24 protein-coding genes and 1 pseudogene are annotated in these 24,035 nt (G+C 68.1%); 18 read left to right on the top strand and 7 right to left on the bottom strand.

What is annotated here, in order from left to right; genetic code table 11:
• The first annotated feature begins 465 nt into the window (after positions 1-465).
• From KME82_RS06310 to KME82_RS06285, 6 genes and pseudogenes are all read left to right on the top strand, one after another.
• Positions 466-1,503 (top strand): aminoglycoside phosphotransferase family protein, encoded by a 1,038-nt coding sequence (locus KME82_RS06310; protein WP_215497767.1) that lies wholly within the window; start codon positions 466-468, stop codon positions 1,501-1,503.
• On the top strand, positions 1,500-2,228 hold the full coding sequence (gene murU, locus KME82_RS06305; RefSeq protein ID WP_215497766.1) for an N-acetylmuramate alpha-1-phosphate uridylyltransferase MurU: 729 nt from the start codon (positions 1,500-1,502) through the stop codon (positions 2,226-2,228). Before KME82_RS06310 ends, murU begins: the two co-directional genes overlap by 4 nt.
• Before the next feature lie 83 nt (positions 2,229-2,311).
• The gene (locus KME82_RS06300; protein WP_215497765.1) at positions 2,312-2,866 is read left to right on the top strand and encodes an RNA 2'-phosphotransferase; all 555 of its coding nucleotides are present in this window, start codon (positions 2,312-2,314) and stop codon (positions 2,864-2,866) included.
• A 45-nt stretch (positions 2,867-2,911) separates the two neighbouring features.
• Positions 2,912-3,464, top strand: a pseudogene (locus tag KME82_RS06295) (RNA 2'-phosphotransferase).
• Between the two features lie 14 nt (positions 3,465-3,478).
• Positions 3,479-3,979, top strand: coding sequence for an O-acetyl-ADP-ribose deacetylase (locus tag KME82_RS06290; protein WP_215497764.1), 501 nt, complete (start codon positions 3,479-3,481; stop codon positions 3,977-3,979).
• A 342-nt stretch (positions 3,980-4,321) separates the two neighbouring features.
• Positions 4,322-4,897, top strand: a complete 576-nt coding sequence (locus KME82_RS06285; protein ID WP_215497763.1) for a hypothetical protein — start codon at positions 4,322-4,324, stop codon at positions 4,895-4,897.
• A gap of 140 nt (positions 4,898-5,037) precedes the next feature.
• On the opposite strand, the gene hda is transcribed toward KME82_RS06285, so the two are convergent.
• The 3 genes from hda to KME82_RS06270 are packed head-to-tail and all read right to left on the bottom strand — an operon-like array spanning position 5,038 to position 8,050.
• A complete protein-coding gene (gene hda, locus KME82_RS06280) occupies positions 5,038-5,766 on the bottom strand; it encodes a DnaA regulatory inactivator Hda (RefSeq protein WP_215497762.1) in 729 nt (242 codons plus the stop codon).
• Positions 5,763-6,971 (bottom strand): AI-2E family transporter, encoded by a 1,209-nt coding sequence (locus tag KME82_RS06275; protein WP_215497761.1) that lies wholly within the window; start codon positions 6,969-6,971, stop codon positions 5,763-5,765. The genes hda and KME82_RS06275 overlap by 4 nt, the downstream gene beginning before the upstream one ends.
• 2 nt (positions 6,972-6,973) lie before the next feature.
• Positions 6,974-8,050: a DUF2066 domain-containing protein gene (locus KME82_RS06270; RefSeq protein ID WP_215497760.1), complete on the bottom strand. Its 1,077-nt coding sequence runs from the start codon at positions 8,048-8,050 to the stop codon at positions 6,974-6,976.
• Positions 8,051-8,560: 510 nt separating this feature from the next.
• Here KME82_RS06270 and purM point away from each other — a divergent pair.
• The 11 genes from purM (at position 8,561) to KME82_RS06215 (ending at position 16,610) form a co-directional block, all read left to right on the top strand.
• Complete coding sequence (gene purM, locus KME82_RS06265) at positions 8,561-9,628, top strand: phosphoribosylformylglycinamidine cyclo-ligase (protein WP_215497759.1); 1,068 nt, start codon at positions 8,561-8,563, stop codon at positions 9,626-9,628.
• 20 nt (positions 9,629-9,648) lie between these two features.
• Positions 9,649-10,251: a DUF2238 domain-containing protein gene (locus tag KME82_RS06260; protein ID WP_215497758.1), complete on the top strand. Its 603-nt coding sequence runs from the start codon at positions 9,649-9,651 to the stop codon at positions 10,249-10,251.
• 132 nt (positions 10,252-10,383) lie between these two features.
• Positions 10,384-10,866, top strand: coding sequence for a hypothetical protein (locus KME82_RS06255; RefSeq protein ID WP_215497757.1), 483 nt, complete (start codon positions 10,384-10,386; stop codon positions 10,864-10,866).
• A 76-nt stretch (positions 10,867-10,942) separates the two neighbouring features.
• Entirely contained in the window at positions 10,943-11,383 is a 441-nt protein-coding gene (locus KME82_RS06250) for a hypothetical protein (RefSeq protein WP_215497756.1), read from the top strand.
• On the top strand, positions 11,383-11,565 hold the full coding sequence (locus KME82_RS06245; protein WP_215497755.1) for a hypothetical protein: 183 nt from the start codon (positions 11,383-11,385) through the stop codon (positions 11,563-11,565). Before KME82_RS06250 ends, KME82_RS06245 begins: the two co-directional genes overlap by 1 nt.
• Positions 11,566-11,596: 31 nt before the next feature.
• Positions 11,597-12,037, top strand: coding sequence for a hypothetical protein (locus KME82_RS06240; RefSeq protein ID WP_215497754.1), 441 nt, complete (start codon positions 11,597-11,599; stop codon positions 12,035-12,037).
• Between the two features lie 68 nt (positions 12,038-12,105).
• A complete protein-coding gene (locus tag KME82_RS06235) occupies positions 12,106-12,519 on the top strand; it encodes a DUF4259 domain-containing protein (protein ID WP_215497753.1) in 414 nt (137 codons plus the stop codon).
• Positions 12,520-12,828: 309 nt separating this feature from the next.
• The gene (locus KME82_RS06230) at positions 12,829-13,260 is read left to right on the top strand and encodes a hypothetical protein (RefSeq protein ID WP_215497752.1); all 432 of its coding nucleotides are present in this window, start codon (positions 12,829-12,831) and stop codon (positions 13,258-13,260) included.
• 186 nt (positions 13,261-13,446) lie between these two features.
• Positions 13,447-14,145, top strand: a complete 699-nt coding sequence (locus KME82_RS06225; RefSeq protein ID WP_215497751.1) for an HAD family hydrolase — start codon at positions 13,447-13,449, stop codon at positions 14,143-14,145.
• Positions 14,142-15,437 (top strand): DUF5690 family protein, encoded by a 1,296-nt coding sequence (locus KME82_RS06220; RefSeq protein ID WP_215497750.1) that lies wholly within the window; start codon positions 14,142-14,144, stop codon positions 15,435-15,437. The genes KME82_RS06225 and KME82_RS06220 overlap by 4 nt, the downstream gene beginning before the upstream one ends.
• 18 nt (positions 15,438-15,455) lie before the next feature.
• Entirely contained in the window at positions 15,456-16,610 is a 1,155-nt protein-coding gene (locus KME82_RS06215; RefSeq protein WP_215497749.1) for a TIGR03364 family FAD-dependent oxidoreductase, read from the top strand.
• Positions 16,611-17,139: 529 nt separating this feature from the next.
• On the opposite strand, the gene KME82_RS06210 is transcribed toward KME82_RS06215, so the two are convergent.
• Positions 17,140-17,673 (bottom strand): hypothetical protein, encoded by a 534-nt coding sequence (locus KME82_RS06210; protein WP_215497748.1) that lies wholly within the window; start codon positions 17,671-17,673, stop codon positions 17,140-17,142.
• 405 nt (positions 17,674-18,078) lie between these two features.
• Here KME82_RS06210 and KME82_RS06205 point away from each other — a divergent pair, with 405 nt between their 5' ends.
• Positions 18,079-18,513 (top strand): hypothetical protein, encoded by a 435-nt coding sequence (locus KME82_RS06205; protein WP_215497747.1) that lies wholly within the window; start codon positions 18,079-18,081, stop codon positions 18,511-18,513.
• A gap of 84 nt (positions 18,514-18,597) precedes the next feature.
• On the opposite strand, the gene KME82_RS06200 is transcribed toward KME82_RS06205, so the two are convergent.
• The 3 genes from KME82_RS06200 to phnF form a co-directional block, all read right to left on the bottom strand.
• Entirely contained in the window at positions 18,598-20,805 is a 2,208-nt protein-coding gene (locus KME82_RS06200; RefSeq protein WP_215497746.1) for a tetratricopeptide repeat protein, read from the bottom strand.
• Positions 20,806-20,982: 177 nt separating this feature from the next.
• Positions 20,983-23,007 (bottom strand): hemopexin repeat-containing protein, encoded by a 2,025-nt coding sequence (locus tag KME82_RS06195; RefSeq protein ID WP_215497745.1) that lies wholly within the window; start codon positions 23,005-23,007, stop codon positions 20,983-20,985.
• Between the two features lie 100 nt (positions 23,008-23,107).
• A complete protein-coding gene (gene phnF / locus KME82_RS06190; protein WP_215497744.1) occupies positions 23,108-23,974 on the bottom strand; it encodes a phosphonate metabolism transcriptional regulator PhnF in 867 nt (288 codons plus the stop codon).
• Positions 23,975-24,035 lie beyond the last annotated feature (61 nt).

The following is a 24,035-nucleotide window of genomic DNA, read 5'->3' as shown; positions in this document are numbered from 1 at the left end:
CCTAAGTTTTTCTCCTAAGTTTTTCTCCTTGAGCGGTTTTGATTGATGCAGCTGTACCTGTAGGGCGGGGTTCTCGGCGCAGGAAATCCGAAGGCAGCGGTGGCGACTGCGTTGGAGGAACCTGCGGCAAGAGCTCCGCCCTACTTCTATCCGTGAGACCCGGCAGCGCGATGCGAGCGTGTCTGCCCTCACCCAACCCTCTCCCGCAAGCGGGAGAGGGCTTCTCCTGTCCCCCTCTACCGCGCGAGTGGGAGGGCGCGTCTTGTCCCCTGTCCCACCAGAGTGAAAGGGCTTGTCTTGCCCTCTCCCACAAGCATGGAAGGGCTTGTCTTGCTCCCTTCTCCCGCTTGCGGGAGAAGGTGCCCGAAGGGCGGATGAGGGGCCTTCGGCCACCACAACGTTCACCCGTGGCCCACGGACGTTTACCCTGTGCATCCGCGACCGCCCCGGCCGCATGGAGCACGCATGACCCAGCCGCACCCCACCGACCGCGACGACGCCCGCCTGGCCTGGGCGCGCGCCGCGACCGGCGACGCCCGCCTCGCTCTGACCCGCGCCTCGTTCGACGCCGGTTTCCGCAGCTATTGGCGCGGCTTGGCCGACGCCGGCGGCGCGGCCGAGCGCAGCGTCATCGTCATGGACTCCCCGCCCGAGCTCGAAGACGCCCGGCCCTGGCTGCGCATCCGCAAGATGCTGCTGGCCGGCGGCGTGCGGGTCCCGCAGGTGCATGCGCAGGACATGGAACTGGGGTTCCTGCTGCTCGAGGACCTCGGCCAGCAGACCTTCCTGCAGGCCTTCGAGGCAGGCGAAGCCGACGCCGATGCGCTGTTCGACGCCGCCTTCGACCAGTTGCTCAAGATCCAGGCGCTGCCCTGCCCCGACGACCTGCAGCCCTACGACGAAGCCTTCCTGGCGCGCGAACTGCGCCTGTTCGACGAATGGTTCCTCGGCCGTCATCTCGGCCTGAGCTTGGACTGCGGCGACCTGGAAAACCTCGACCTGGCCTATCGCCGCATCCTCGACAACGTGCTCGCCCAGCGCCAGGTGTTCGTGCATCGCGACTACATGCCGCGCAATCTGATGCCGGTCGACGGCGGCGTGGCGGTGATCGATTTCCAGGGCGCGCTGCGCGGGCCGATCGCCTACGACCCGATCAGCCTGTTCCGCGACGCCTTCGTCAGCTGGCCGGAGCCGCGCATCGACGGCTGGCTCGCGCGCTACCACGCGCGCGCGACCGCCGCCGGCATCCCGCTGCCCGACTTCGCCCGTTTCCGCCGCGACGCCGACTACGCCGGCCTGCAACGCCACATCAAGATCCTCGGCCTGTTCGCGCGCCTCAATCACCGTGACGGCAAGCCGAAGTACCTGGCCGATGCATCGCGTTTTCTCGCCTACCTCGACGTGGTGCTGCCGCGTTACCCCGAACTCGCTCCGCTGGCGCAGATCGTCGAGCGCTACGTGCGCCCGGCGCTGGCCTCCACCACCGCGACGCAGCCGGCATGAAGGCACTGATCTTCGCCGCCGGTCTGGGCGAGCGCATGCGCCCGCTGACCCTGCACACGCCCAAGCCCCTGCTCGCGGTCGGCGGCAAGCGCCTGATCGAATGGCATCTGGAAAAACTCGCCGCGCTCGGCGTGCGCGAGGTGATCGTCAACACCTCGTGGCTCGCGCCGCAGTTCGCCGACACCCTCGGCGACGGCGCGCACTGGGGCCTGCGCCTGCGCTATTCCTACGAAGGCACCACCCCGCTGGAAACCGGCGGCGGCCTGCTGCACGCCTTGCCGCTGCTGCTCGACGGCGCCGATCCGCGGGCGCCGTTCCTCGTCGCCAACGGCGATATCTGGACCGATTACGACTTCGCCGCGCTGCCGCGCGAATTCAACGGCGACGCGCATCTGGTGCTGGTGGACAATCCTTCGCAGCATCCGCGCGGCGATTTCCAACTCGATGACGGCGGCCTGCTGCACAACGACGGCCCGTCGCGGCTCACCTACTCCGGCATCGGCCTGTACCGCGCGAGCCTGTTCGATGCCTGGCGCGACATACTCGGCGACGCACCCGGCGCGCAGTTGCAACCGCCGCGCTTCAGCACCGTACCGCTGCTGCGCGCCGCTGCTGCGCGCGGCCGCATCAGCGGCGAACACCATCGCGGCCGCTGGACCGATGTCGGCACCCCGGAACGATTGCAGCAGCTCGACGCGGCGCTGGCCGCCGCGGCGAACGGCTGAGCATCGCCTTACTTCTTCCTTCGCGCGACGCGACCGGCGACACCGCCCGATCGCGCCGCCGCCCTTGCCAAATTGGAACCGCCATGAGCTCCGTCAACCTCACCAAGACCAGCAAATTCCTCAGCCTCGTGCTGCGCCACGAACCCGAAGCGATCGGCCTGACTCTCGACGCGAACGGCTGGGCCGACCTCGACGAACTGGTCCGCCTGGCCAACGCCGACGGCAAGCCGATAACCCGCGAACTGATCGAACAGGTCGTGCGCGACAGCGACAAGCAGCGCTTCGCAATCAGCGAAGACGGCGCGCGCATCCGCGCCAACCAGGGCCATTCGATCGAAGTCGACCTGGAACTGGCGCCGCTGCCGCCGCCGACCACGCTGTACCACGGCACCGCGACCCGCTTCGCCAAATCGATCCGCAACCTCGGCCTGGTCAAGCAAAGCCGCCAGCACGTGCATCTGTCCTCCGACGAAGCCACCGCGACCAAGGTCGGCAGCCGCCACGGCAAGGCCCTGGTGCTGACCATCCGTGCCGGCGACATGCATGCGCGCGGATTGAATTTCTATCAATCGGCCAACGGCGTATGGCTGACCGACGCCGTCGCGGCCGAATTCATCGATTGGCCCGAACAACCCTGAGCCGCGGCGCCCGCACGCGGCGCTTGCGAGCATTCACGGAAGATCATGAGCGACAAACTCAAAAGCAAAAGCAAGTTCCTCAGCCTCATCCTGCGCCATGAACCCCAGGCCATCGGTCTGAAACTCGACGACAACGGTTGGGCGCTCATCGACGATCTGATCCGTCAGGCCGGCATGCACGGCAAGCCGATGTCGCGACGGATGATCGAGGAGATCGTGCGCGACAACGACAAGCAGCGCTTCAAGATCAGCGACGACGGTCGACGCATCCGCGCCAGCCAGGGGCATTCGATCCAGATCGACCTGGCCTTGACGCCGTTGCAACCGCCCGCGTCGCTGTACCACGGTACCGCGACGCGCTTCGCCGACTCGATCCGTGCGCAGGGCCTGACCCGGCAAAGCCGCCAGCACGTGCATCTGTCCTTGGACAAGGGCACCGCGGTCAAGGTCGGCAGCCGTCACGGCAAACCCGCTGGTCCTGCACATTCGCGCCGGCGCGATGCACGAGCGCGGGATGGCATTCTTCCGAGCCGACAATGGCGTGTGGCTGACCGACGCCGTCGCGCCCGAATTCATCGATTGGCCGGAACACGACTGATACAGGACGGATCCATGCAATTGCGCGCGATACAAGGCGACATCACCCGGCTGGCCCTGGATGCGATCGTCAACGCGGCGAACTCTTCGCTGCTCGGCGGCGGCGGCGTGGACGGCGCGATCCATCGCGCGGCCGGGCCGGACCTGGTCTCCGAATGCCGCTTGCTCGGCGGCTGCAAGACCGGCGAGGCCAAGCTGACGCGCGGCTATCGCCTGCCGGCGCAGTACGTGATCCACACCGTCGGCCCGGTGTGGCGTGGTGGCGATCAGGGCGAGCCGGCGTTGTTGGCTTCGTGTTATCGGCAGTGTTTGCAGATCGCCGCGAAACGCGGGCTCAGGCGTATCGCGTTTCCTTGCATCAGCACGGGTATTTTCGGCTATCCGCCGCAGGCGGCGGCCGAAGTCGCGGTTGGAACGGTGCGCGATTTCGCCGCGCATGACGCGTCGATCGACGAAGTAGTTTTCTGTTGTTTTTCTGGGGCGGATCTGGCGATTTATCGGAAGTTGCTGGCTTAGTGCGCAATTCCGCTTTAGAACACGCTATCGCGCTCAGCGCGGTCATGGCATGCCGCATCGGCTTTTCAACCGCGGAGTCATTTGATCCAAGCCCCGTTTTCGTTCGCTTGGGCTCCGCCTTTGGCTTTGGCTTTGGCTCAATGATTGAAGTCGCGCAGTTCATCCAGCGCTGCGAATCGACTAACTCGCGTTAGCAAACGCACACCCGGAGGGCGGCGTGCAGGATGCACGCCGTGCGCTACCGGGACATGGATGTCCCGTGTGGCGCATGCCTGCGCAAGCACCGATCGTGCGGCTCTTTATTCGAAACAGGAACGCCTTTTTCTTTGGTGACTTTCTTTTGTGGCTCTGGACAAAAGAAAGTTACCCGCCGCTTTAGTAGCGGAAGCTTTTGATCCTGCTTGCAGCTTTAAAGGCTTCAAATCTTTGAAGCGTTTAAGAGCCTTTGAAGCCGAAGGCAAGATCAACAGCTTTCGTCCGCAAGCGGCCGAGTTACTTTCTTTTGTCAAAAGCGACAAAAGAAAGGTAACCAAAGAAAAACGCTTTTCTTTGAATCAATTGCCCGCACGATCGGTGCCGACGCGGGCATGCGCCACACGAGACATCCTGTCTCGGTGGCGCACGGCGCACATCCATGTGCGCCGCCCTCCGGGTGTGCTTTTGTTCTCGCGAGTTAGAGCCGTCGCAGCGCTGGATGAACTGCGCGACTTCAGACTCAAGCAAAAGTCATATGGCCTACCTGGAGGAGCGGCGCAAACCGCTACATCGTTCGGGCAGATAGCGAAGATCGTCGCGATCGGAACGAAAAGCGTCGGGGCTGAACCCCCTCCCACAAGAAATTCCGTAGCAGCGAGGTCTGTTGTGGGATGGGGTTATAGCGAAGATCGTCGCCATCGGAACGAAAAGCATCGGGGCTAAAGCCCCTCCCACAAAAGATTTCGTCGCTACGAGGTCTTTTGTGGGAGGGGCTTTAGCCCCGATGCACTTGGCTCAGATAGCCACGTAATCCAGGCTCGACATCAACGCGATATCCGCGCTGCGAGACAACCAAACGACCGTCAGTTATCCAACTCGAGCGTCTGCCGCAAAAACGGCACCGTGATGCGCCGCTGCGCCGCGAGCGAAGCGCGATCGAGCTTGTCGAGCAGCGCGGTCAAGCCGCCCAGATCGCGGTCGACCCGCTTGAGCATCCAGTCCAGCGCCGCCTCTTCCAAGGCCAGACCACGCCGCTGCGCGCGCTGACGCAGCACCTCGCCGCGACCGGCGTCGTTCAGCGGGCTCAGCACGATGCGCGTGCATTGCGACAGGCGCGAGCGCAGGTCGGGCAGCACCAACGCCAGTTCGTCGGGGTTCTCGCGCGCGGCGTAGATGATCGCGATGCCGGCCTGGCGCGCGCGGTTGTGGGTGTCGAACAAGGCGACTTCGTCGTCGCGGTGGCCGGCGATCGCTTCGATGCCATCGAGCGCCAGCAGATCGTTGCCTTCCAGCGCGTGCAGCGCTTCGCGCAAGCGCCCGGCCGCGGCGGCCAGCGGCACGTAGGCGGCGCGGCGTCCGGCCGCTTCGGCCGCGGCGCAGGCGCCGAGCAGCAGGTGGGTCTTGCCGACGCCGGCCGGACCGGCCAGGTACACCCAGTCGGCGCCGGTCGGATCGGCGTAACCGGCGGTTTCGTGGGTGTGCCTCGCCAGCGCGCGCAGTTGCGCGATCGCGCCGGCGGGCGCATCCACATAGGTGTCCAGGCTCTGATCCGGCGGATAACGCAGGGTCAGCGGCAACTGCGGAACGCTCACTGCGGCGCGCGCTCCGTGGACGCGTCGGCGGCGGGTGCCGCGCGGCTGTCGTTGCTCGGCGCCGGTTCGGCGGCGCGCGGCGATACCGGGTTGGCGGCCGGGTCGAGCAGGATGGTCGGATGATCGCCGGCGTACAGGCGGCTGTGGGTGTAGCGCTCCTGCGCGTAGCGCAGCAGCACGTTGGCCACCGCCGCCACCGGCAGCGCCAGCAGCATGCCGAGGAAACCGAACAAGGTGCCGCCGGCGAGCACGGCGAAGATCACCGCGACCGGATGCAGGCCGATGCGGTCGCCGACCAGCTTCGGGGTCAGCCAATAGCTTTCGATCACCTGGCCCACGCCGAACACGGCGAGCACGCCGGCCACGTACTTCCAGTCGCCGTACTGCACCAGCGCGGCGACCACGCCGAGGATGATGCCGCTGGCCGGGCCGAGGTAGGGCACGAAGGTCAGCAGGCCGGCGATGATGCCGATCAGGATGCCCAGGTCCAGGCCGACCGCCCACAGGCCGATGCCGTACATCACGCCGAGCGTGATCATCACCAGGAACTGGCCGCGCAGGAACGCGCCGAGCACGTCGCTGGAGGCCTTCGCCAGGCGGCTCGCGGTGGCCAGGTGATCGCGCGGGATCAGCGAGGCGACCCGGTCGACCAGCACGTCCCAGTCGCGCAGGAAGAAGAACGTCAGCACCGGCAGCAGCGCGATGTTGGCGATCATCGCCATCACCGCGAAGCCCGAACGCGACAGATAGCCCAGCATCGTGGTCGCCACGCCGCCGGCGCGCTCCCAGTTGCTGCGCACCAGTTCGATCAGGTGGTTGAGGTCGAGCCAGGCGCTGATCTCGAAACCGGTGCGCTGCTCCAGCCACGGGATCGCGGTGCCGGTGAACCAGTCGCGGTAGCTCGGCAGCGACACGATCAGGGTGGTGATCTGGCGCTCGATCAACGGCACCAGGATCAGCAGCACCAGCACCACCAGCAGCGCCATCAGGGTGAACACCAGGATCACCGAGGTGTTGCGCGAGCGGCCGGTGCGTTCGAGCCGGTCGACCAGCGGATCGCCGAGCCAGCCGAGCATCGCGGCGACCACGAACGGGGTCAGCACCGGGGCCAGCACCCACAGCAGCCAGCACGCGCCGACGCCGAGCGCCGTCCATTGCAGGCGCCGCAGGAACAGCGCGATGTCTTCCAGAGGGGTGCGGTCCATGGTCAGTGCAACTGGAACACGGGCGGCTGACCTTCCAGGCCGTCCAGCTGCACCAGGGTGTCGCCGGCGTCGGTCATGCGCTTGAGGCCGGGCAGGCCGGACAGCAGTTCCAGGTCGTACTCCAGGGTGTCCGGGGTGGCGCGGATCGGGGTGATCTTGCGGATCACCGCCAGGCCTTGCAGATAGCCGGCCAGGCGGATGTAGTCGTCGGCGCTGCGCACGCCGCTGAACACGACCCGGTAGGTGCCCGGCGGACCGGCCACGCTGCGCTTGGCGTAACGCTTCATCAGCGCATCGGCCGCGCCGTCGGCGCCGCCGCTCATGACCTTGCGCGCGTCGGGATCGCTGTTGGACCAGCTGCCCAGCACCTTGCCGCCGTCGACGAAGCTCCAGTCGCCTTTCCAGCCGCCGCTCTTGACCCGGTAGATTTTGCCGATCAGCTGCATCGGCGGGCTGTAGCGCGCCGAGGCGCGGGCGACCGCGGCGGCGTCGCCGCGCCAGATCGCGCCGACGCTGGCCTGTTCGGCCGCGCTGCCGGTCGGCAGGCCCAGCTTGTAGCCGCGTTCGATCGCGCGATTGAGCGCGGCGCGCGCGGCGTTGGCCTGCGCCAGGCCGACCAGGCGCGGACCGCTGCCGTCGTCGATCGCCATCCACAGCACCGGCTTGGGCCGCGGCTGCGGCCAGATCGGCAGGCCGAGGGTCGAGGCCAGGCCGTCGACCTTGGCCTGGTCGAAATTGACGATCAAGGTGGTCTGGAAGGTCGGCGCCCCGGTGGCCTGGGACACGCCCTCGTCCTGGCGGTAGTCGTAACCGGTGACGTAGTCCTTGGCCCGGCGCAGTTCCTGGCCGACGCCCGGCCGCCCGGCCGCGCCGCGGTCGCCCGACAGCTTGCCCAGCACCTGGGCCAGCGCGCGCGCCATGGCGCCGTTGCGTTCGGCCTCGCCCTGGCCGGCCACCGGCACTTCGGCCGAGTAGGCGCCGTCGGCCTGGGCGCGATCGCCCTCGACCCGCTGGGCGGCCGCGGCGAAACTCGCCAGCAGCAACGTTGCGACCATCAAAACCCGGATTGCCTTGCCCATCGCCATCCCTAACTGTTGTTGAAAAGCGCGCATCCCGCCCGCGTCCCAGGTCGCGGGTCGGCCACGGCGCGGATCGTCCGCGTGCGTTGCCCACCCGTCACCGGATGCGGGGACCGCCGCCATCGCGACCGTCCCCGCCCCGCCGCCGCGTCCTGCGTCGGTCCGGCGGTCGCGCATGCGCGGCGCCGACGGTGCTCAAGGTTCGAAATGGTGCCGCAGTGGCGTCGGCGCGTCCATTCGCACGCCTGAACGGCCGAATGGACGGCGCATGGATGCGGCGATGGGGGCGGGATTGCGCGAAACCGGGGCCACGGACCTGGGCGTCGCTGTGCTGAGCTGTTGAAGCATTTGTGGAATATCGGCGAATTGTGTGCCGGTGCTGGCGTGCCGGGCCGGTCTGCAGGGAGCCCGGATGGGTTCTGGTTTCCAAGACGACCGGGCGGGTGTGACGGCCTGGCTGCGGTTGCCTGCTAAAATCTCCCGTTTCCTTCCGCGACCGCCGGGGCCGCCGTGACCGCATCTTCTTCCGACACCACCCCCAAGCCGCTGACGTACCGCGACGCGGGCGTCGACATCGACGCCGGCAACGAGGTGGTCGAACGCATCAAGCCGCTGGTCAAGCGCAGCTTCCGGCCCGAGGTGATGGGCGGCCTGGGCGGCTTCGGCGCCCTGTTCGACCTGTCCGGCAAGTACCGCGAGCCGGTGCTGGTCTCGGGCACCGACGGCGTCGGCACCAAGCTCAAGCTGGCCCAGCAGCTCAATCGCCACGACAGCATCGGCATCGACCTGGTCGGCATGTGCGTCAACGACGTGCTGGTGCAGGGCGCCGAGCCGCTGTTCTTCCTGGACTACTTCGCCACCGGCAAGCTCGACGTGGACACCACGGTCGCGGTGGTCGGCGGCATCGCGCGCGGTTGCGAACTGGCCGGCTGCGCGCTGATCGGCGGCGAAACCGCGGAAATGCCCGACATGTACCCGCCGGGCGAATACGACCTGGCCGGCTTCACCGTCGGCGCGGTCGAGAAGTCGCAGATCCTCGACGGCTCGCGCGTGAGCAAGGGCGACGTGCTGATCGGCATCGCCTCCAGCGGCCCGCATTCCAACGGCTATTCGCTGATCCGCCGGATCTTCGACCGCGCCGGCCGGCCGGGCGACGTCGCCGTCGGCGGCGTGCGCCTGATCGACGCGCTGATGGAACCGACCGCGCTGTACGTCAAGCCGATCCTGGAACTGCTGCGCGCCAACGGCGGCGAGCACCGCATCCACGCCATGGCCCACATCACCGGCGGCGGCCTGACCGAGAACATCATCCGGGTGATCCCGGCCGGGCTCGGCCTCGACATCCGCACCGCCACCTGGCAACTGCCGCCGGTGTTCGACTGGCTGCAGCGCGAAGGCGCGGTGCCGCGCGAGGAAATGTGGCGCACCTTCAACTGCGGCATCGGCTTCGTGCTGGTGGTGCCCGAGGATGCGGTCGCCGCGACCCAGGCCGACCTCGCCCGCCTGGGCCTGTCGCATTGGCGCATCGGTGAAGTCGTCGCCCACGGCGGCGAAGGCGAGCGCGTCCACATCGGATGACCACCGCCACGCAGGGACGCATGAGTCCGACCAAGAAGGTCGCCCTGGGCATCGTGCTGACGGTATTCGCCGTCAGCTGGATCGCGCCCAAGAGCCCGTTCGAACAGGCCATGCACAGCGTGCTGACCGTGATCGGCCTGCTGTGGCTGTGGCGGCACGACCGCCGCTGGCCGATGCGCGACGGCCATTTCGTCGCGATCTGCGGGTTCATGACCGCGCACTGCATCGCCGCGCGCTGGCTGTATTCGTACGTGCCCTACGATCAGTGGATCCAGTGGCTGACCGGCGGCTGGTCGCTCGACCAGGCGTTCGGCTTCAAGCGCAATCACTTCGACCGGCTGATCCATTTCCTCTACGGCGTGTGCTTCGCGCCGGCGGTGCGCGAGTACTTCCGGCAACGCTGGCCGGCGCTGTCGCCGCGCCAGGCCTTCGTGCTCGCGGTCGCGGCGATCATGTGCACCAGCCTGATCTACGAATGGTTCGAATGGGCCATCGCCCTGACCATGTCGCCGCAGGACGCGGAGTCCTACAACGGCCAGCAGGGCGACGTCTGGGACGCGCACACCGACATGTTCCTGGCCACGCTGGGTTCGCTGGCGGCGTGGCCGCGCGGCCGTCGCTGAACACGCCGGCCGCATCGGCCTGACTCGACGCACGCCGCGGCTTGGCGCAGCATGGCCGCGAGTCGTGCGCGGCCCGGCCACGCCGCCAGGCCGGCGCACCCGCACCGCGCCCCACAGGAGATCCACCGCGTCATGGACCACGCCCCTATTCCACCCGCGCCGTCCGAGCCGCCCGCGCTGTCGGCGCCGGCCACCGTCGCGCCGTCCGGACAGGACCTCGCCCATCTCGACACGATCGGGATTCTCTACTACGTCCTCGCCGGCATCACCGCGGTGTTCGCGCTGTTCCCGGTGATCCACCTGATCGTCGGCATCGGCATGCTCGCGCTCCCGGCGCAGCCTGGACAGCCCGGGCAGGAGGCCGTGCTCGTCGGTTGGCTGTTCATCGGCGTGGCGGTGTCGCTGATTGCCTTCGGCATGACCTTGGCGGTGCTGTTCGCGATGGTCGCGCGCCGGCTGCGGCAGCGTCGCGGCTATATGTTCTGCGTGGTCGCCAGCGCCGTGAGCTGCCTGTCGATGCCGTTCGGCACCGTGCTGGGCGTGTTCGCCCTGATCGTGCTGACCAAGGCGCCGATCAAGGCGCTGTTCGAATCCGCGCCAAGCCGCGCGGCGTGAATCCTGATACCGGCGCTCGACCACGCGTCGCGCGCCTTCCGCGTTTCCATCGACCATCCAATAAAGGGACTCCGTGATGTCCGATTACAGCCCCATCCCCGCGCAGTCGCCGCCGGCCGCCAGTTCCGAGGACGCCTCGCACCTGCAGATCCTGGCCATCTTCTATTACGTGTTCGCCGGGCTCAACGCGCTGTCGGTGGTAATGATCGCGGGCTACGGCCTGCTGATGGGCGTGGTGTTCAGCACCGCGCCGCCGTCGGGATCGAGCGCCGAAATGACCGCCATGCTCCCCATGATCATCGGCATGTTCACTTTGGTCATCGCGCTGAGCCTGCTGTTCGGCGTGCTGCACTTCATGGTCGGCCAGCGCCTGCGCCAGCGCCGCGGCCACAAGTTCTGCCAGATCGTCGCGGTGCTGACCTGCCTGTCGATTCCGTTCGGCACCGCGCTGGGCGTGTTCACCCTGATCGTGCTCAATCGTCCGTCGGTGCGCGCCTTGTTCGGCGAGCGCCGCTGATGAGCGACGGCGCGCCCGTCGCCATCGCATTGTCCGACGGGCAGTTGCGCGCATGGGTGGAGCAGGACAACGCGATCCACATCAAGGCGCTGACCGCGGCGGGCGATCCGGTCGAACTGTCGGATCGCGAGGTCGCCGCGCTGGTCGATTTCCTGCAGGCGTACCTGCGCCATGCCGATTGATGCCGCGCCTCGATCGCGACTCGCCCCTTCAATGAACACTGCGACCTTCATGAACCCCGATCCGATAACGGCGCAAGACCCGCGCGATGCGTCGCAACTGCGGACGCTGAGCGTCCTGTATTACGTTTTCTCCATGTTCTACCTGGTGCCGCTGATGATCGGCGCGCTGTATGCGTTCATGGGCGTCGGCCTGCTCAACGGCGCCTTGCCCGGCAATACCGCGACCCAGGACAGCGCATCGGGCTGGGTGCTGCTGGGCCTGGCCGTGGCGATGTTCTTCATCGCGATCCTTGGCGGCGCGCTGACCTTGCTGGTCGCCCGGCGTTTGAGCCAGCGACGCAGCCTGACCGTGTGCATCATCGTCGCGGCGGTGTCGTGCATGCAGATTCCATTCGGCACCGCGCTGGGCGTATTCACCCTGATCGTGTTAAACCGACCGTCGGTGAAAGCGATGTTCGCAGGGTGGACCTGAGCCCGGGACGATCACCGTTTCATCTTCCGCCGAGGGCGGAATGCATTATTCATAGAGAGGATTACACGATGGGCGCTTGGGGTTTCACCACATTCGACAACGACGACGCGGCCGACTGGCTGGACGAACTGGGCGATCACCAGAGCCTGGCGCTGGTGCGCGAAACCATCGCCGCGGTGCTGGAGGTCGAGGCGGATGAAGAAGTGGACGCGCCCCTGGCGTCCGCGGCGCTGGCCGCGAGCGAACTGATCGCCGCCGCGATCGGCCGGCCTTCGGGCGCGGCGCGCAAGCAGGAAGAACTGATGATCTGGATCTCGAAGATGCGTCCGTCGCCCGATGCGGCGCTGATCGCCGATGCGCTCAGCGCGATCGACCGCATCCTCGGCCCGCACTCGGAACTGCGCGCGCTGTGGGAAGAAAGCGACGACTACGCGGCGTGGACGGACGATGTGACGCAGTTGCGGGCGCGCTTGGCGTTTTGATGCGACGGGCATCGTCGATGCCCGGTTTCGTCGCAATCGCAGGTCCGTGGATTTCCGCGAAGTCGTGGATTTCCGCGAAATAGCCTGAGGTCTTTTGTGGGAGGGGCTTGAGCCCCGACGCTTTTCGATCAGATCGAGTTGCTTTTGCGACGTCCCCTGACCCCGCTACGCGGCGATCGGAGCCGAAAGCGTCGGGGCTCAAGCCCCTCCCACAACAGCCCGGTCGCCGGGCGGCGGCGCAACACGATCGGCACGCCTTTTGCCCGACGCTTCGATCCGAGCATCCGATCTGAGCCAACGGAGACCTCAATGGACTCAGTGATCCTGTACTTCGGCCAGGCCGATTGCGAACAGATCGAAGCGACAGTCCGTGCCTTCGAATTCAACCGCGACGGCTCGAGCGAAACCATCCGCTCGGGTGAACGATATTGCTATTTCTGGCGCTACTCGGAACAAGAACAGCTTGCCGAATACGAACCGGCCGAACGCGAAGCGGTGGTGGCCTTGCTCGGCACTACACCGCGCAGCGCGTTCGGCCTGAGCTCACGTCACGGCCCGAATGCGCGTCTGGCGTTGGAAGTCGCGAGCGACTTGATGCAACGCTTCCAGCCCAGCGTGCTCGACGACGATCACGACGGGCTGTGGCCGGCGTCGACGGTAAGCGCATGCCTGCGGGCCAGCGCCACGTCCGATCTGTTCGACCTGCCGCGGTTCGGCGCCCTGTCGCGCGGCGAGGACTGATTCGGGGTCGTCCGACCGCCTGCCTGGCCGCCCCCGCCCGCTCGCGCCGGCGCCCCAGCGGCGACGATGACTCCGGTTCCGGTTCCGAGGCACTAGACAGGTTCACCCACTTGTCCCCGCGCTGTAATAACCGGGTTGCGCACGCCGCCCATGCTGGACGCCTGTTCCCCAGTGCGTCCCGCCGCGATGACCTTCCGCCTTGCCCTGTTCGATATCGCCGGCACCACCGTGTCGGACCCCGGCTTCGTCGCCCAGGCGTTCGTCGGCGCGATGAGCGCCGCCGGCCATCCGATCGACCACGAGGCCTGCCGGCCGCTGATGGGCTATCCCAAGCCGCTGGCGGTCGCACGCCTGCTCGGTGTGCAGGCCGACGACCCGCGGATCGCCTCGATCCACGCCGACTTCGTCCAGCGCATGCTGGTGTGCTATCGCGAATGGCCCGGCATCGAACCCTTGCCCGGCGCCGAGTCGGTGTTCGCGATGCTGCGCGCCAACGGCATCCAGGTCGCGCTGAACACCGGGTTCTCGCGCGATATCGCCGACGCCATCGTCGAACGCCTGCAATGGTCGCGGCGCATCGATGCGCTGATCGCCAGCGACGAAGTCGCGCAGGGCCGGCCGGCGCCGGACATGATCCACGCGCTGATGCAGCGCCTGCGCATCGACGACCCGGCCCAGGTGGTCAAGATCGGCGACACCGAAGTCGATATCGGCGAAGGCCGCGCGGCCAAGGTCGGCCTGGTGGTGGCGGTCACCACCGGCGCGTTCACCCGCGCCGAACTCGAGCCCTACGCGCCCGACCGCATCATCGATGGCCTGTTCGAACTGCCGGCCCTGCTGGGGCTGGATGGGTCCGACCGCAACGCGCGCCACGCCGCGGCATGAACGCGTCGCGCGCTCCATCCAGCGAACGTGCGCGGCAGTGGCAGGTAACCTTGCTCGCCGGCGGCGCGGCGCTGGTCACCTACGCGTGCATGTATGCGTTCCGCAAACCGTTCGCGGCCGCGTCGTTCGCCGGGCATCCGCTGTTCGGCGTGGACTACAAAGTCTGGCTGGTGGTCGCGCAGATCCTGGGCTACATGTGCAGCAAGTTCGTCGGCATCGGCGTGATCGGCGGGCTGCGCCGCGAACACCGCGCGCGCCTGCTGCTGAGCCTGATCGGCATCGCCTGGCTGGCGCTGCTGGGGTTCGCGCTGACGCCCGCGCCCTGGAACATCCCGTTCCTGTTTCTCAACGGCCTGCCGCTGGGCATGGTCTGGGGCCTGGTGTTCAGTTACCTGGAAGGCCGCCGCACCACCGAAGCGATGGGCGCGATCCTCGCTTCGAGTTTCATCATGGCCTCGGGCGTGGTCAAAAGCGTAGGCAAGTGGTTGCTGCTGTCGGGCGTCAACGAATTCTGGATGCCGTTCGTGACCGGCCTGCTGTTTCTGCCGCTGCTGCTGATCGCCGTGCATTTTCTCGAACGCGTGCCCGAGCCCGATGCCGACGACCGGCGCGAACGCAGCGAGCGCCAGCCGATGAGCCGCGCCGAGCGCCTCGCCTTCGTGCGCAGCTTCCTGCCGGGACTGGTGCTGATGATCGGCTGCTATGTCGCGCTGACCGTGGTGCGCGATTTCCGCGACAACTTCGAAGCCGAATTGTTCGCCGACCTGGGCTACGGCGGCAATGCCGGCGTGTTCGCCTTGATCGAGACGCCTATTGCGCTGGCGGTGCTGGCGTTGACCGCGGGGCTGACGTGGTTCCGCGACAACCTGCGCGGCCTGATGGCCTTGCACGGGCTGATGTTCGCCGGCCTGGCGGTGGCGGGCATCAGCACACTCGCGTTCCGCGCCGGCGCGTTGCCGCCGCTGTGGTGGCTGGCGCTGGTCGGCTTCGGCCTGTACCTGGCCTACGTGCCGTTCAACTGCGTGTTCTACGAGCGCTTGATCGCGACGTTCCGGGTCGCCGGTAACGTCGGTTTCCTGATGTACCTGTCCGACGCCTTCGGCTATCTGGGCAGCGTCGCGGTGCTGCTGACCAAGGAGTTTTCCGGCGTGCAGCTGTCGTGGACCCAGTTCTTCGCCCAGATCGTGCTGGCGCTGGCGCTGATCGGCGGCGCTTGCCTGATCGCTTCGGCGCTGTACTTCCATCATCGCGTCACCCGTCGCGTCGCCGCGGCGGCGCTCGCGCCTGTCTGAGTCTTTCGAATCCATCGCATGAATGCTCCTTCCGCTCTCGTCATCGGCGCCGGCATCGTCGGCCTGTCCATCGCCCGCGCGCTCGCCGTGCGCGGCCACCGCGTCACCGTGCTGGAGCGCTTCGATCGCGCGGTCGGCGCGTCGGTGCGCAACTTCGGCATGATCTGGCCGATCGGCGTGCCCAACGGCGCGGCCTACGAACGCGCGCTGCGTTCACGCGCGATCTGGCGGGAGCTGATCGAGGACGCGCGGCTGTGGCACGACCCCTGCGGTTCGCTGCACCTGGCCTATGCGCAGGACGAATGGGAAGTGCTGGAACAGTACGAACATGCCAATCGCGCGATGCGGCCATGCAGCCTGCTCGATCGCGAGGCGGCCCTGGCGCGTTCGCCGGCCTTGGTCGGAGAGGGTCTACGCGGCGCGTTGTTCAACCGCGACGAGATGATCGTCGATCCGCGCGAAGCGCTGCGCACGATCCCGGCGTATCTGCACGAACGCCACGGCGTCGAATTCCATTGGCGCACGCCGGTGACCGCGGTCGACACCGGCCGCGCCTGGTCGGGCACGCGGCGTTTCGACGCCGATCAAGTGTTCGTGTGCAGTGGCCCGGAATTCGAACAGCTCTATCCGCAGTTGTATGCCGCCGCGCCCCTGACCCGCTGCAAGCTGCAGATGATGCGACTGGCGCCGCAGCCCGACGGCTTCCGCCTGGGCGCGGCGCTGTGCGGCGGCCTGTCGCTGGTGCATTACGCCGGTTTCCAGCAGGCCGCCGACGTGGCGCCGCTGCGCGCGCGCTACGAAGCGCAATTCGGCGACCTGATCGAACTGGGCATCCACGTGATGGCGGCGCAGAACGGCCGCGGCGAGATCACCGTGGGCGATTCGCACGCCTACGCCCACACCCACGACCCGTTCGACGAACACGCGATCAACACCAAGGTGCTCGATTACCTTGCCCGCTTCGCGCGCCTGCCCGACCCGCGCGTGATCCAGACCTGGCACGGCATCTACCCCAAGCTGACCGACGGCAGCAGCGAATTCGTCGCCCAGGCCGCGCCCGGCGTGACCATCGTCAACGCGATCGGCGGCGGCGGGCTGGGGATGACGTTGAGTTTCGGTCTGGCCGAGGAGATCGTCGAGGGCCGCTATGGCGGGTTGCGTCGGGCTGCTTGAGGTCGCGAGTGGCGGCCCGGGAATCGGGAATCGGGAATAGGGAATGGGGAATCGGAAGAGCGGTTCGCCGTCGACCGGGAGGAAGCATCGGAATCCAGGCACGTCGGCTCCGGCTTCAACCGATTCCCGACTCCCGATTCCCCATTCCCGTCCCCAACCATCCAAACGCGGGCTATGGCGTCCTGATCCGCCATAGCCCGCTGCGCCCGATCCGCTGGCTCCCCCAACCGGACCAGCCGCTCCCCGCCAGCGGCCGCGCGTGGCGCGGCGCTACCGACCGCCTCGACATCCGTATCGAAGCGGGGCGGGCGGCATTTCCCTATGCCTTTACCGGTCCGTTGCGCTGGCGCCCGGCCTCCGTCCGTGAGGCCCACAGGGGAGCCACGGAACGCCTGCGCCTGGCCCAACGGACCTGAACCTCGTTGCGAACCTCGGCGACAGCGCGCCGCCGGGTCCGCGGATCCACCGCACCGCGCCACGACCGGGAGCGTGCCGTTCGTAGCGCGATGCGGTGGAAATCTCCAGCGGCTCAGCGGCCGCCGGCTTGACCTTCGACGATCGCGCCGGGCATGGCCTCGATGGTCTTGATCAGCAATTCCTGTTCGCGGTTGAACTCTTCGATCCGGTAGCGCTCGCGCAATTCGCGCACGCCGACTTCGTAGTTGCGCACCGCTTCGGTCGACCAGTTCTGGTTGACCCCGGTGCCGGCGCCGCCCGGGTTGGCGATGGCGTGGCCGTAGAAGCCCGCATGCGGCTGGCACAGGCCGATGCCGGGATTGGGATTGAACTGCCAGCCCTGGCCCTGCAGGCCCATGTACATGCGCATGCAGTCGGCCTGGCTGTAGGCGATGATGAAATGGAAGTCCCACTGGCCGGTGGTCGAATTCCAGCGGCGCAGATAAGCGCTGTAGCCGTAATAGCCGCCCCAGGGACCGGGCGAGGTCACCGGCGGGCTGGAGGTGTCGATGGTGACGCCCCCGAGCATGCGCGCCGAAGCGGGCGCGGTGGGAATCGCGAACAGCGCGGTGACCAGCGCGGCGGACAGCAACCAGTGGCGAATCATCGGAATGGCGACCTCGTGAGATGGATCGACCGCGCCGGCCGGCGCAGGTGCTCAAGGCCCCTGCGCGCCGACGCGCCCCTGTCGACGATGCCCGCCGCCCGGTCCGTCGCGGCGGCCGGGAGGGGCCGAGGGCGGCGAACGATGCAGCGGGGACGCATTCCATTTACCGCCCTGGCGCGCGGATTTGCGAGGAACGATCCGGGACGGAACCGGGACACGGCGGGAACATTTCGCCGCGCCGCGGCCCGGCCATCGCGGTCGACCGCCAAGTCGATCACAACTCAATCGGGCCTGCGTCTGATTCGGGCCGAAACGTTCCCGCTTTGTGCCCGTGAATTGCTTGGACCGCGTGCCGCGCGATTCGTAGGCTGGCCGCTCCTGATGCACTCGCCACAGGGGGCGATCATGCGTACGACACTCAAGACTTTGGTTCTGGCCGCGGCATTGGCCTGCGGCAGCGCGGCCGCGCACAACACCGACGGCACCTGCGGCGTGGAAGGCGCGCAGATGGTGGTGGTCGGATCGTTCAAGTTCACCTCGCGCGAACTGATCGCCTACGCCGAGCAAAGCCAGGCCGGCGGCGGCGTGTGTACGCCCAAGAGCTGCGGCATCGTCGACGATCACTGGTCGGTCGCGACCAAGCGCGCGTTCGACTACTGCGAGCAGATCATGCCGGGCAGCGTCGCGCAGGTGACCTCGCCGGCCAGCTACAACGACCCGCTGCTGCACCACACCGCCTACAGCTTCGGCCCGGGCCAGCCCGATCTGCAGGGCGTGTGCGTGATCTGCAAGCTGCCGCCGCGCAGCACGCCGATCAAGCTGCCGGCCCGCAGCCCGTAACGAGCGGCCCGCGAGACGGGCCGCCACCGAGCAAACCGCGCCGCCACCCGCTGGTGGGTCAACCGCTGTCGGGGCAGGGAACGCTCACACCAGCGCGTGGCGTCGCGTATAGGCCAGCACGGCGTCGACATGGCGCTGCAACTCGCCGCGCACCGATTCGTCCAGGGTGCATTCGGCCAGCACGTAGTAGCCCGAACGCAGCACGTCGCGCCAACGTGGTTGCCGCGGCAGCTTGGACAGGCTCAGATAGCGTTCCATCGCACGCGCGCGCAGGCGGCCGTCGTCGACGGTGACCCGCCAGATCCGGCTTTTCTCGGCCAGTTCCAGCCGGCCCTGGCCGGTGCTGCGTTCCCAGGCTTCGACCACCGCGAGCATCAGCTCGACCAGCGCGCGCCGGAACGACTGGCGCAGCTCGTCGTCGTCGGCCAGCGCCGGCGTTTCCACGCTCAGCGGTTCGTGCTCGGCGCCGTCGGCCACGGCCGAGGCGACGCCGGTGGCCGAGGCCGCCGGCTTGAGGCCGAGCACGATCAGGCCTTCGCCCTGCCCGCTTTCGCTGAGCTGAGCGCTCAGGGCATCGCGCCGGGCGCCGAGGCGGAAGTCGAAGCGCTGCGAGGCCGAGGATTCGTCCAGCCGTTCCAGCGCCTGGGCGAAGCGGTGCGCGCCCGATTCGTCGAGCAGTTCGCCGAACGCGCGTCCCGACAATGCGCTGGCGCCGGGGTGCTGGAGCAATTCGCCGGCGCTGCGGTTGGCCGCGAGCACATGCCCGGCGACGTCCAGGATCAGCACCGCGTCGTCGCGGCTGTCCAACGCGGCCTGCAGGCGGGCGCGATCGACGCCCAGATCGGCGGCGGCGCGGCGGTAGTACTCGACCTCCTCGGCCAGGCGCGCGCGCCGCGCCGCTTCGGCCACCCGCACCCGATGCTGGCGGCGCAGGAAGAACACGGTCAGCCCGAGCAGCGCGGCCAATGCCGAGACCACGGTCAGCCACAGCGCCAGGGTGCGCTGCTTCAGGCTCAGCGCGCGGACCTGGTTCTCGGTGGCCAGCGCGGCGATGGTGCGGTCGCGCTCGGCGGTTTCGAAGCGCAGTTGCAGCCACTTCATCTCGCGGTCGTAACGCGCTTCGCGCAGGCCGCGCGCGGTGGCTTCGGAATCGCGCAGCGCGGCCAGCGCGCGCGGCCATTCGCCCTGGGCCTCGAAGTCGTCGGCCAGTTCGGCCAGCAAGGCCGGACGGTCGCTGTCCTGCGGCGCCAGCGCGGCCAAGGCGGTCTGCACCCGCGCCTGCGCGGCGTGCGCCTGCCCGCGCAGGCGGTCGCCGCGCGCGGCCTGCAACTGCAGCGGCGCCGGCACCGCGGTGCCGGCCTGTGCGGCGATCGCCAGGCCGCTGTCGGTCCAGCGCTTGGCCTGGGCCAGGTCGCCGCGGGCGATCGCGGCGCGGCCGAGTTCGGCGTGTACGCGCAGCAGGTAGGTGCGATCGCCGGCCTTGTCGAGTTCGCCGCGCGCCTGTTCCAGCAGGGTCTGGCCGCGGCCGATCTGGCCGGCGTCGAGCGCCAGCACGCCCTGGCTGGCGAGCACGTGCGCCGCTTCGGTGGTGTTGCCGGCGCGCAGGAACTCGGCGCGCGCCTGATCGTAGTGACGCACCGCGGCGTCGGTGTCGCCGAAGTCGCGGTATAGATCGGCGATGTTGTTCAAGGCCGGGCCCGAATCGCGTTCGGGCAGGCTGCGCTGCAGTTCCAGGCTCGACATCAGCGCCTGCAGCGCGCCACGGTAATCGCCGAGCCGGCGCAGGGTCGAGCCGATGTTGTTCCAGATCTTCGACTGCGCCGGGCGGTCTTCGCTGTGCTGGGCCAGTTGCAGCGCCTGCTTGAACTTGGCCAGCGCCTCGACCTGGCATTCGTTGCGGTAATCGATCACCCCGCGACGCCGCAGCAGCTCGTATTCGAGCGCGCCGCCGGCGCGGCCGCCGGCGCTGGCCTGGGCGCAGTCCAGCGCCGCGGAGGCCTGGACGAAATCGCTGCGATGCTGGAATTCGATGCTGCGCGCGTACAGCGTTTCCAGCACCGACGCGTCGCCGGTGCCGGGCTGGATGCCGAAACGGCGCTGACATTGCGCCGGCGCGGGCAGCGCCGCGGCGGGCGCGGGCAGGCAGCGCGACGACGAATCGACGGGCGCGGCGGCACCGGCGCCGGACGCCGCTACGTCCGCACTCGCCGCGGGCCCCATCGCCGCCACCGCCAACGACCAACTCCCTGCCCACACCGCAACCACCCAACGCTTCGCCCTGTGTTCGCCCACGCCCCGCTCCCGGCTGCCGCAGAGCGCAGCTTTGCCGATCCTGGCGCGGAGCGAAAGCGAGGGTTGCGCTTGTTCACATTCGACCGCCGATCCCGACCGACCAATCCGCGCAGGCCGTCACAATGCGACGGCCTGCGCGAGCGGTCCGGACCGGGCCGATCCGGACCCGTTGCGGCTTCAGCGCTCCAGGCTCAGACGCACCCGATCGGCGTACGCGTCGCCGTTCGCATTGGCGTGTTCGAAACGGATTTCGACCTGCGCCCATTGCGCGTCCTTCGGCACCGCGCCGGTGAGTTCGTAGTTGCGCAGCGCGCCGCTGCCGCCGGCCGGCGCGAGTTCGAACGCGCTGCCGGCGTACAGCGCCTGCAGGCCCGGCCAGTTCGATGCGTTGATCGCGGCCGGATAACCGGCGTCGGCGCGATCGAGCACGCGGTCGTAACGCAGATACTCGCCCGGCTTGAACAGATACGACTTGCCGCTGGCGAAATTCAACGCGCCCGACCAGTACGCCGGCCAGTAACCCGTGCCCGGCCAGGTGCTTTCCGACAGATACGCCGGGTAATAGGCATCGGCGCGATCGCTGTCGAGGTTGTAGCGGATGTACTGATCGCCCTTGAAGAAATACAGCTTGCTGCGGCTGACGAACATCGCCGCATCGAGATCGCGCGCGCCGCCGGCGAATTTCTCCAGGCCCGGCCAGTTGCCGGCGATCGGCAAGGGATAGCCCGGATCGGCGGCGCCCGCGGCGAGGTCGTAACGCAGGTATTGCGCGTCCTTGAAGAAATACACCTTGCCGTTGCCGGCCTCGAACGCCGCGTCGAGATCGCGCGCGCCGCCGGCAAAGCGATCCAGCCCCGGCCACTGCGTCGCGATCGGCTGCGGGTAACCGCTGGCGACGCGATCGGCGGCGATGTCGTACTTGTAGTAATCGCCACCGCGGAACACATGCCCGGTGCCGCCGGCGCCGAAACTCGCCATCCCGCGCAGATCGTAGAAACGCAGCAGCACCCGCGCCTTATGACCGCTGGCGGCGCCGAGGTCGGCCGACAGCTTGAAGCGCGCCTGAGTCAGATCCAGGCCACGCAGATCCACGCGCTGGCTCAGCGTATTGCTGTTGCCGGTATCGCGGCCGATGAACACATTGCGACCGCCGCCGGCCAGCGGCGCCGGCAGCCACGTGTAGCGCGCGTACTCGACCACCTGCCCACCGCGGCCCTTGCGCCAGCCCGGAACATCGCTGTCGTAGCTGCGATCTTGGCGGCCGACGGAGTACTCCGCATCGCCGTTGGCGAGCAGATCGACGCCGAACGCCGGCGCGGCCTCGCGCGCGGGACGCTGCATCGGCCGGCCGTCCAGGCCGGCGGGAATCGCCAATCCCAGATGCGCGAGGATGCTCGGCGCGACATCGACCTGGCGCGGCGCCAAGCGCAGCGGCTCCAGACCGAGCTTGGGCACCGACTCGCCGCTGAAGGCGATCAGCGTCTTGCGGTCTTCCGGCGTGTTGTGGCCGTGGTGGATCGAACCGCCGTGATCGGTGCCGACGATGATCAGCCAGTCTTCGTTGGCATAGTTGGGTCGCGCGCGCAGCGCGGCCATCAGCTTGCCGATCGAAGCATCGATGCCGCGGATCGCATTGGTGTAGCCGCTCGCATCGCGATTGAAATAGGTGCCGGCATGGCCGGCGCCGTCGGGTTCGTTGAAGTCGAGCAACAGCACGTCCGGACCGGCGGCCTGGCCGAGCAGTTGCAGCGCCTTGCTCAGCACATTGGCGTCGCTGCCGGCATCGTAGACCGTGTCCACGCCGGTCCACGGCAGTTGCGTCGCCAGCGGCGACCACGCCAGCGCGACCGCGGTGTTCTTGTTCGGCGCGACGCACTCGATGCGGCTGAGCACGTCCGGCCAGTCGGTGTAGTTCTTGCCGCTGAAACTGTTGTCGTACACGCCGTGCTTGTCGCGCTCCACGCCGGTGAACAGCGACGACCAACCGGTGCCGCTGATCGCGGTGTCGGCGGTGAGGCCTTCGCGGCCGAGATAGCCGTCGGCGACCAGCGCATCGAGATTCGGCGTGGCGACCGTGCCGTAGACATCGCCGCGAAAACCGTCGGTGCCGATGAACAACACCTTGGGCGTCTTCGCCAGGGCCGGCGCCGCCAGCGCGCAGGCCAGGGCCAAGGTGGTGAAACGCAAACTGCGACGGGACATGGGAACGCTCCTGCGGTGAAAGGAGCCGCGAGCCTAGGCCACGTCTGCGCGCACGCATGTGACCCAAACCGCGCAACGCGCGCGGCCGGGCCGCTACCTGTCACGTTTCGGTCATCACCATCAACTGCACCCAATCGCCGGCGAACGAGGTCACCCCGAACTGCACCGGCACGCCCTGCGCATCGACATTGAGCGAATGCACGCACAGCACCGGCCGCCGGGTCGATTGGCCGAGCACGCGCGCGACTTCCGCGCCGGGCAGACGCGCCATCACCGAAGTGTGCTTGCGCAGATAATCGTGAACGCCGAACTCGGCCAGAGTACGCGTCACCGACAACTGTTCGGCGAACACGCGATCCAGACCGGGAAAGCGCGAGGCCGGAAACCACGCTTCGCTGTGATCGACGGTGCGTCCCTCGACTTCGCTGGAATAGACCACGCGATGCACGCGTTCGCCCGAGATCAATCCCAGCGAACGCGCGACCTGGCGCGGCGGCGTCTGCAGGCCGGTTTCGATCAGGCGGTAACGGCTTTCGACGTTAAGATCGTGCATCGCCTTGCCGAAGCGCGTGCGGCGGCCGATCGGGTAGTGATACGGGTGTTCCTGGACGAAACTGCCGCGTCCGGTTTCGGTGCGCAGGAAGCCGCGTTCCTCCAGCGCTTCGATCGCGCGCCGCACGGTGTGGCGGTTGACGCCGAAACGCTTGGCCAGATCGAACGCCGACGGCAGCCGGTCGCCTTCGCTGAGCGCGCCGGAGCGGATCTGCTTGAGCAAGGCGGTTTCGATCTGCTGCCACAGCGGTTGCGCGGCGTCGCGTTGGGTCAGGCTCTCGATCGGGCCGGTGGGCGTCGCGTCGGCATCGGATGGATCGACCGACGCAGTCGCAGCGTTGCCTGCCTTGTCCGGGCGCGCCTGCTTGAGGCCGGCCTGCTTCGACCCAGTGTGTTTGAACCCAGTGGCTGTCACACAACCTCCATCTGCGCTTGCTTGACTAGACAGGTCGAGTACCGCACCCGTGGCCATGAGA

The organism is Lysobacter capsici (genome assembly GCF_018732085.1).
GTDB lineage: Bacteria > Pseudomonadota > Gammaproteobacteria > Xanthomonadales > Xanthomonadaceae > Lysobacter > Lysobacter capsici_A.
The sequence above is the reverse complement of the archived record's forward strand: the minus strand, read 5'-3'. Positions and strand labels throughout refer to the sequence as shown.

Excerpts from the sequence above, each read along its gene's own strand:
- KME82_RS06310 (WP_215497767.1), top strand. The coding sequence starts at position 466 with ATGACCCAGCCGCACCCCACCGACCGCGACGACGCCCGCCTGGCCTGG.
- murU (WP_215497766.1), top strand. The coding sequence starts at position 1,500 with ATGAAGGCACTGATCTTCGCCGCCGGTCTGGGCGAGCGCATGCGCCCG.
- KME82_RS06300 (WP_215497765.1), top strand. The coding sequence starts at position 2,312 with ATGAGCTCCGTCAACCTCACCAAGACCAGCAAATTCCTCAGCCTCGTG.
- KME82_RS06290 (WP_215497764.1), top strand. The coding sequence starts at position 3,479 with ATGCAATTGCGCGCGATACAAGGCGACATCACCCGGCTGGCCCTGGAT.
- KME82_RS06275 (WP_215497761.1), bottom strand. The coding sequence starts at position 6,971 with ATGGACCGCACCCCTCTGGAAGACATCGCGCTGTTCCTGCGGCGCCTG.
- KME82_RS06270 (WP_215497760.1), bottom strand. The coding sequence starts at position 8,050 with ATGGGCAAGGCAATCCGGGTTTTGATGGTCGCAACGTTGCTGCTGGCG.
- KME82_RS06260 (WP_215497758.1), top strand. The coding sequence starts at position 9,649 with ATGAGTCCGACCAAGAAGGTCGCCCTGGGCATCGTGCTGACGGTATTC.
- KME82_RS06255 (WP_215497757.1), top strand. The coding sequence starts at position 10,384 with ATGGACCACGCCCCTATTCCACCCGCGCCGTCCGAGCCGCCCGCGCTG.
- KME82_RS06250 (WP_215497756.1), top strand. The coding sequence starts at position 10,943 with ATGTCCGATTACAGCCCCATCCCCGCGCAGTCGCCGCCGGCCGCCAGT.
- KME82_RS06245 (WP_215497755.1), top strand. The coding sequence starts at position 11,383 with ATGAGCGACGGCGCGCCCGTCGCCATCGCATTGTCCGACGGGCAGTTG.
- KME82_RS06240 (WP_215497754.1), top strand. The coding sequence starts at position 11,597 with ATGAACACTGCGACCTTCATGAACCCCGATCCGATAACGGCGCAAGAC.
- KME82_RS06235 (WP_215497753.1), top strand. The coding sequence starts at position 12,106 with ATGGGCGCTTGGGGTTTCACCACATTCGACAACGACGACGCGGCCGAC.
- KME82_RS06230 (WP_215497752.1), top strand. The coding sequence starts at position 12,829 with ATGGACTCAGTGATCCTGTACTTCGGCCAGGCCGATTGCGAACAGATC.
- KME82_RS06225 (WP_215497751.1), top strand. The coding sequence starts at position 13,447 with ATGACCTTCCGCCTTGCCCTGTTCGATATCGCCGGCACCACCGTGTCG.
- KME82_RS06220 (WP_215497750.1), top strand. The coding sequence starts at position 14,142 with ATGAACGCGTCGCGCGCTCCATCCAGCGAACGTGCGCGGCAGTGGCAG.
- KME82_RS06215 (WP_215497749.1), top strand. The coding sequence starts at position 15,456 with ATGAATGCTCCTTCCGCTCTCGTCATCGGCGCCGGCATCGTCGGCCTG.
- KME82_RS06210 (WP_215497748.1), bottom strand. The coding sequence starts at position 17,673 with ATGATTCGCCACTGGTTGCTGTCCGCCGCGCTGGTCACCGCGCTGTTC.
- KME82_RS06205 (WP_215497747.1), top strand. The coding sequence starts at position 18,079 with ATGCGTACGACACTCAAGACTTTGGTTCTGGCCGCGGCATTGGCCTGC.
- KME82_RS06195 (WP_215497745.1), bottom strand. The coding sequence starts at position 23,007 with ATGTCCCGTCGCAGTTTGCGTTTCACCACCTTGGCCCTGGCCTGCGCG.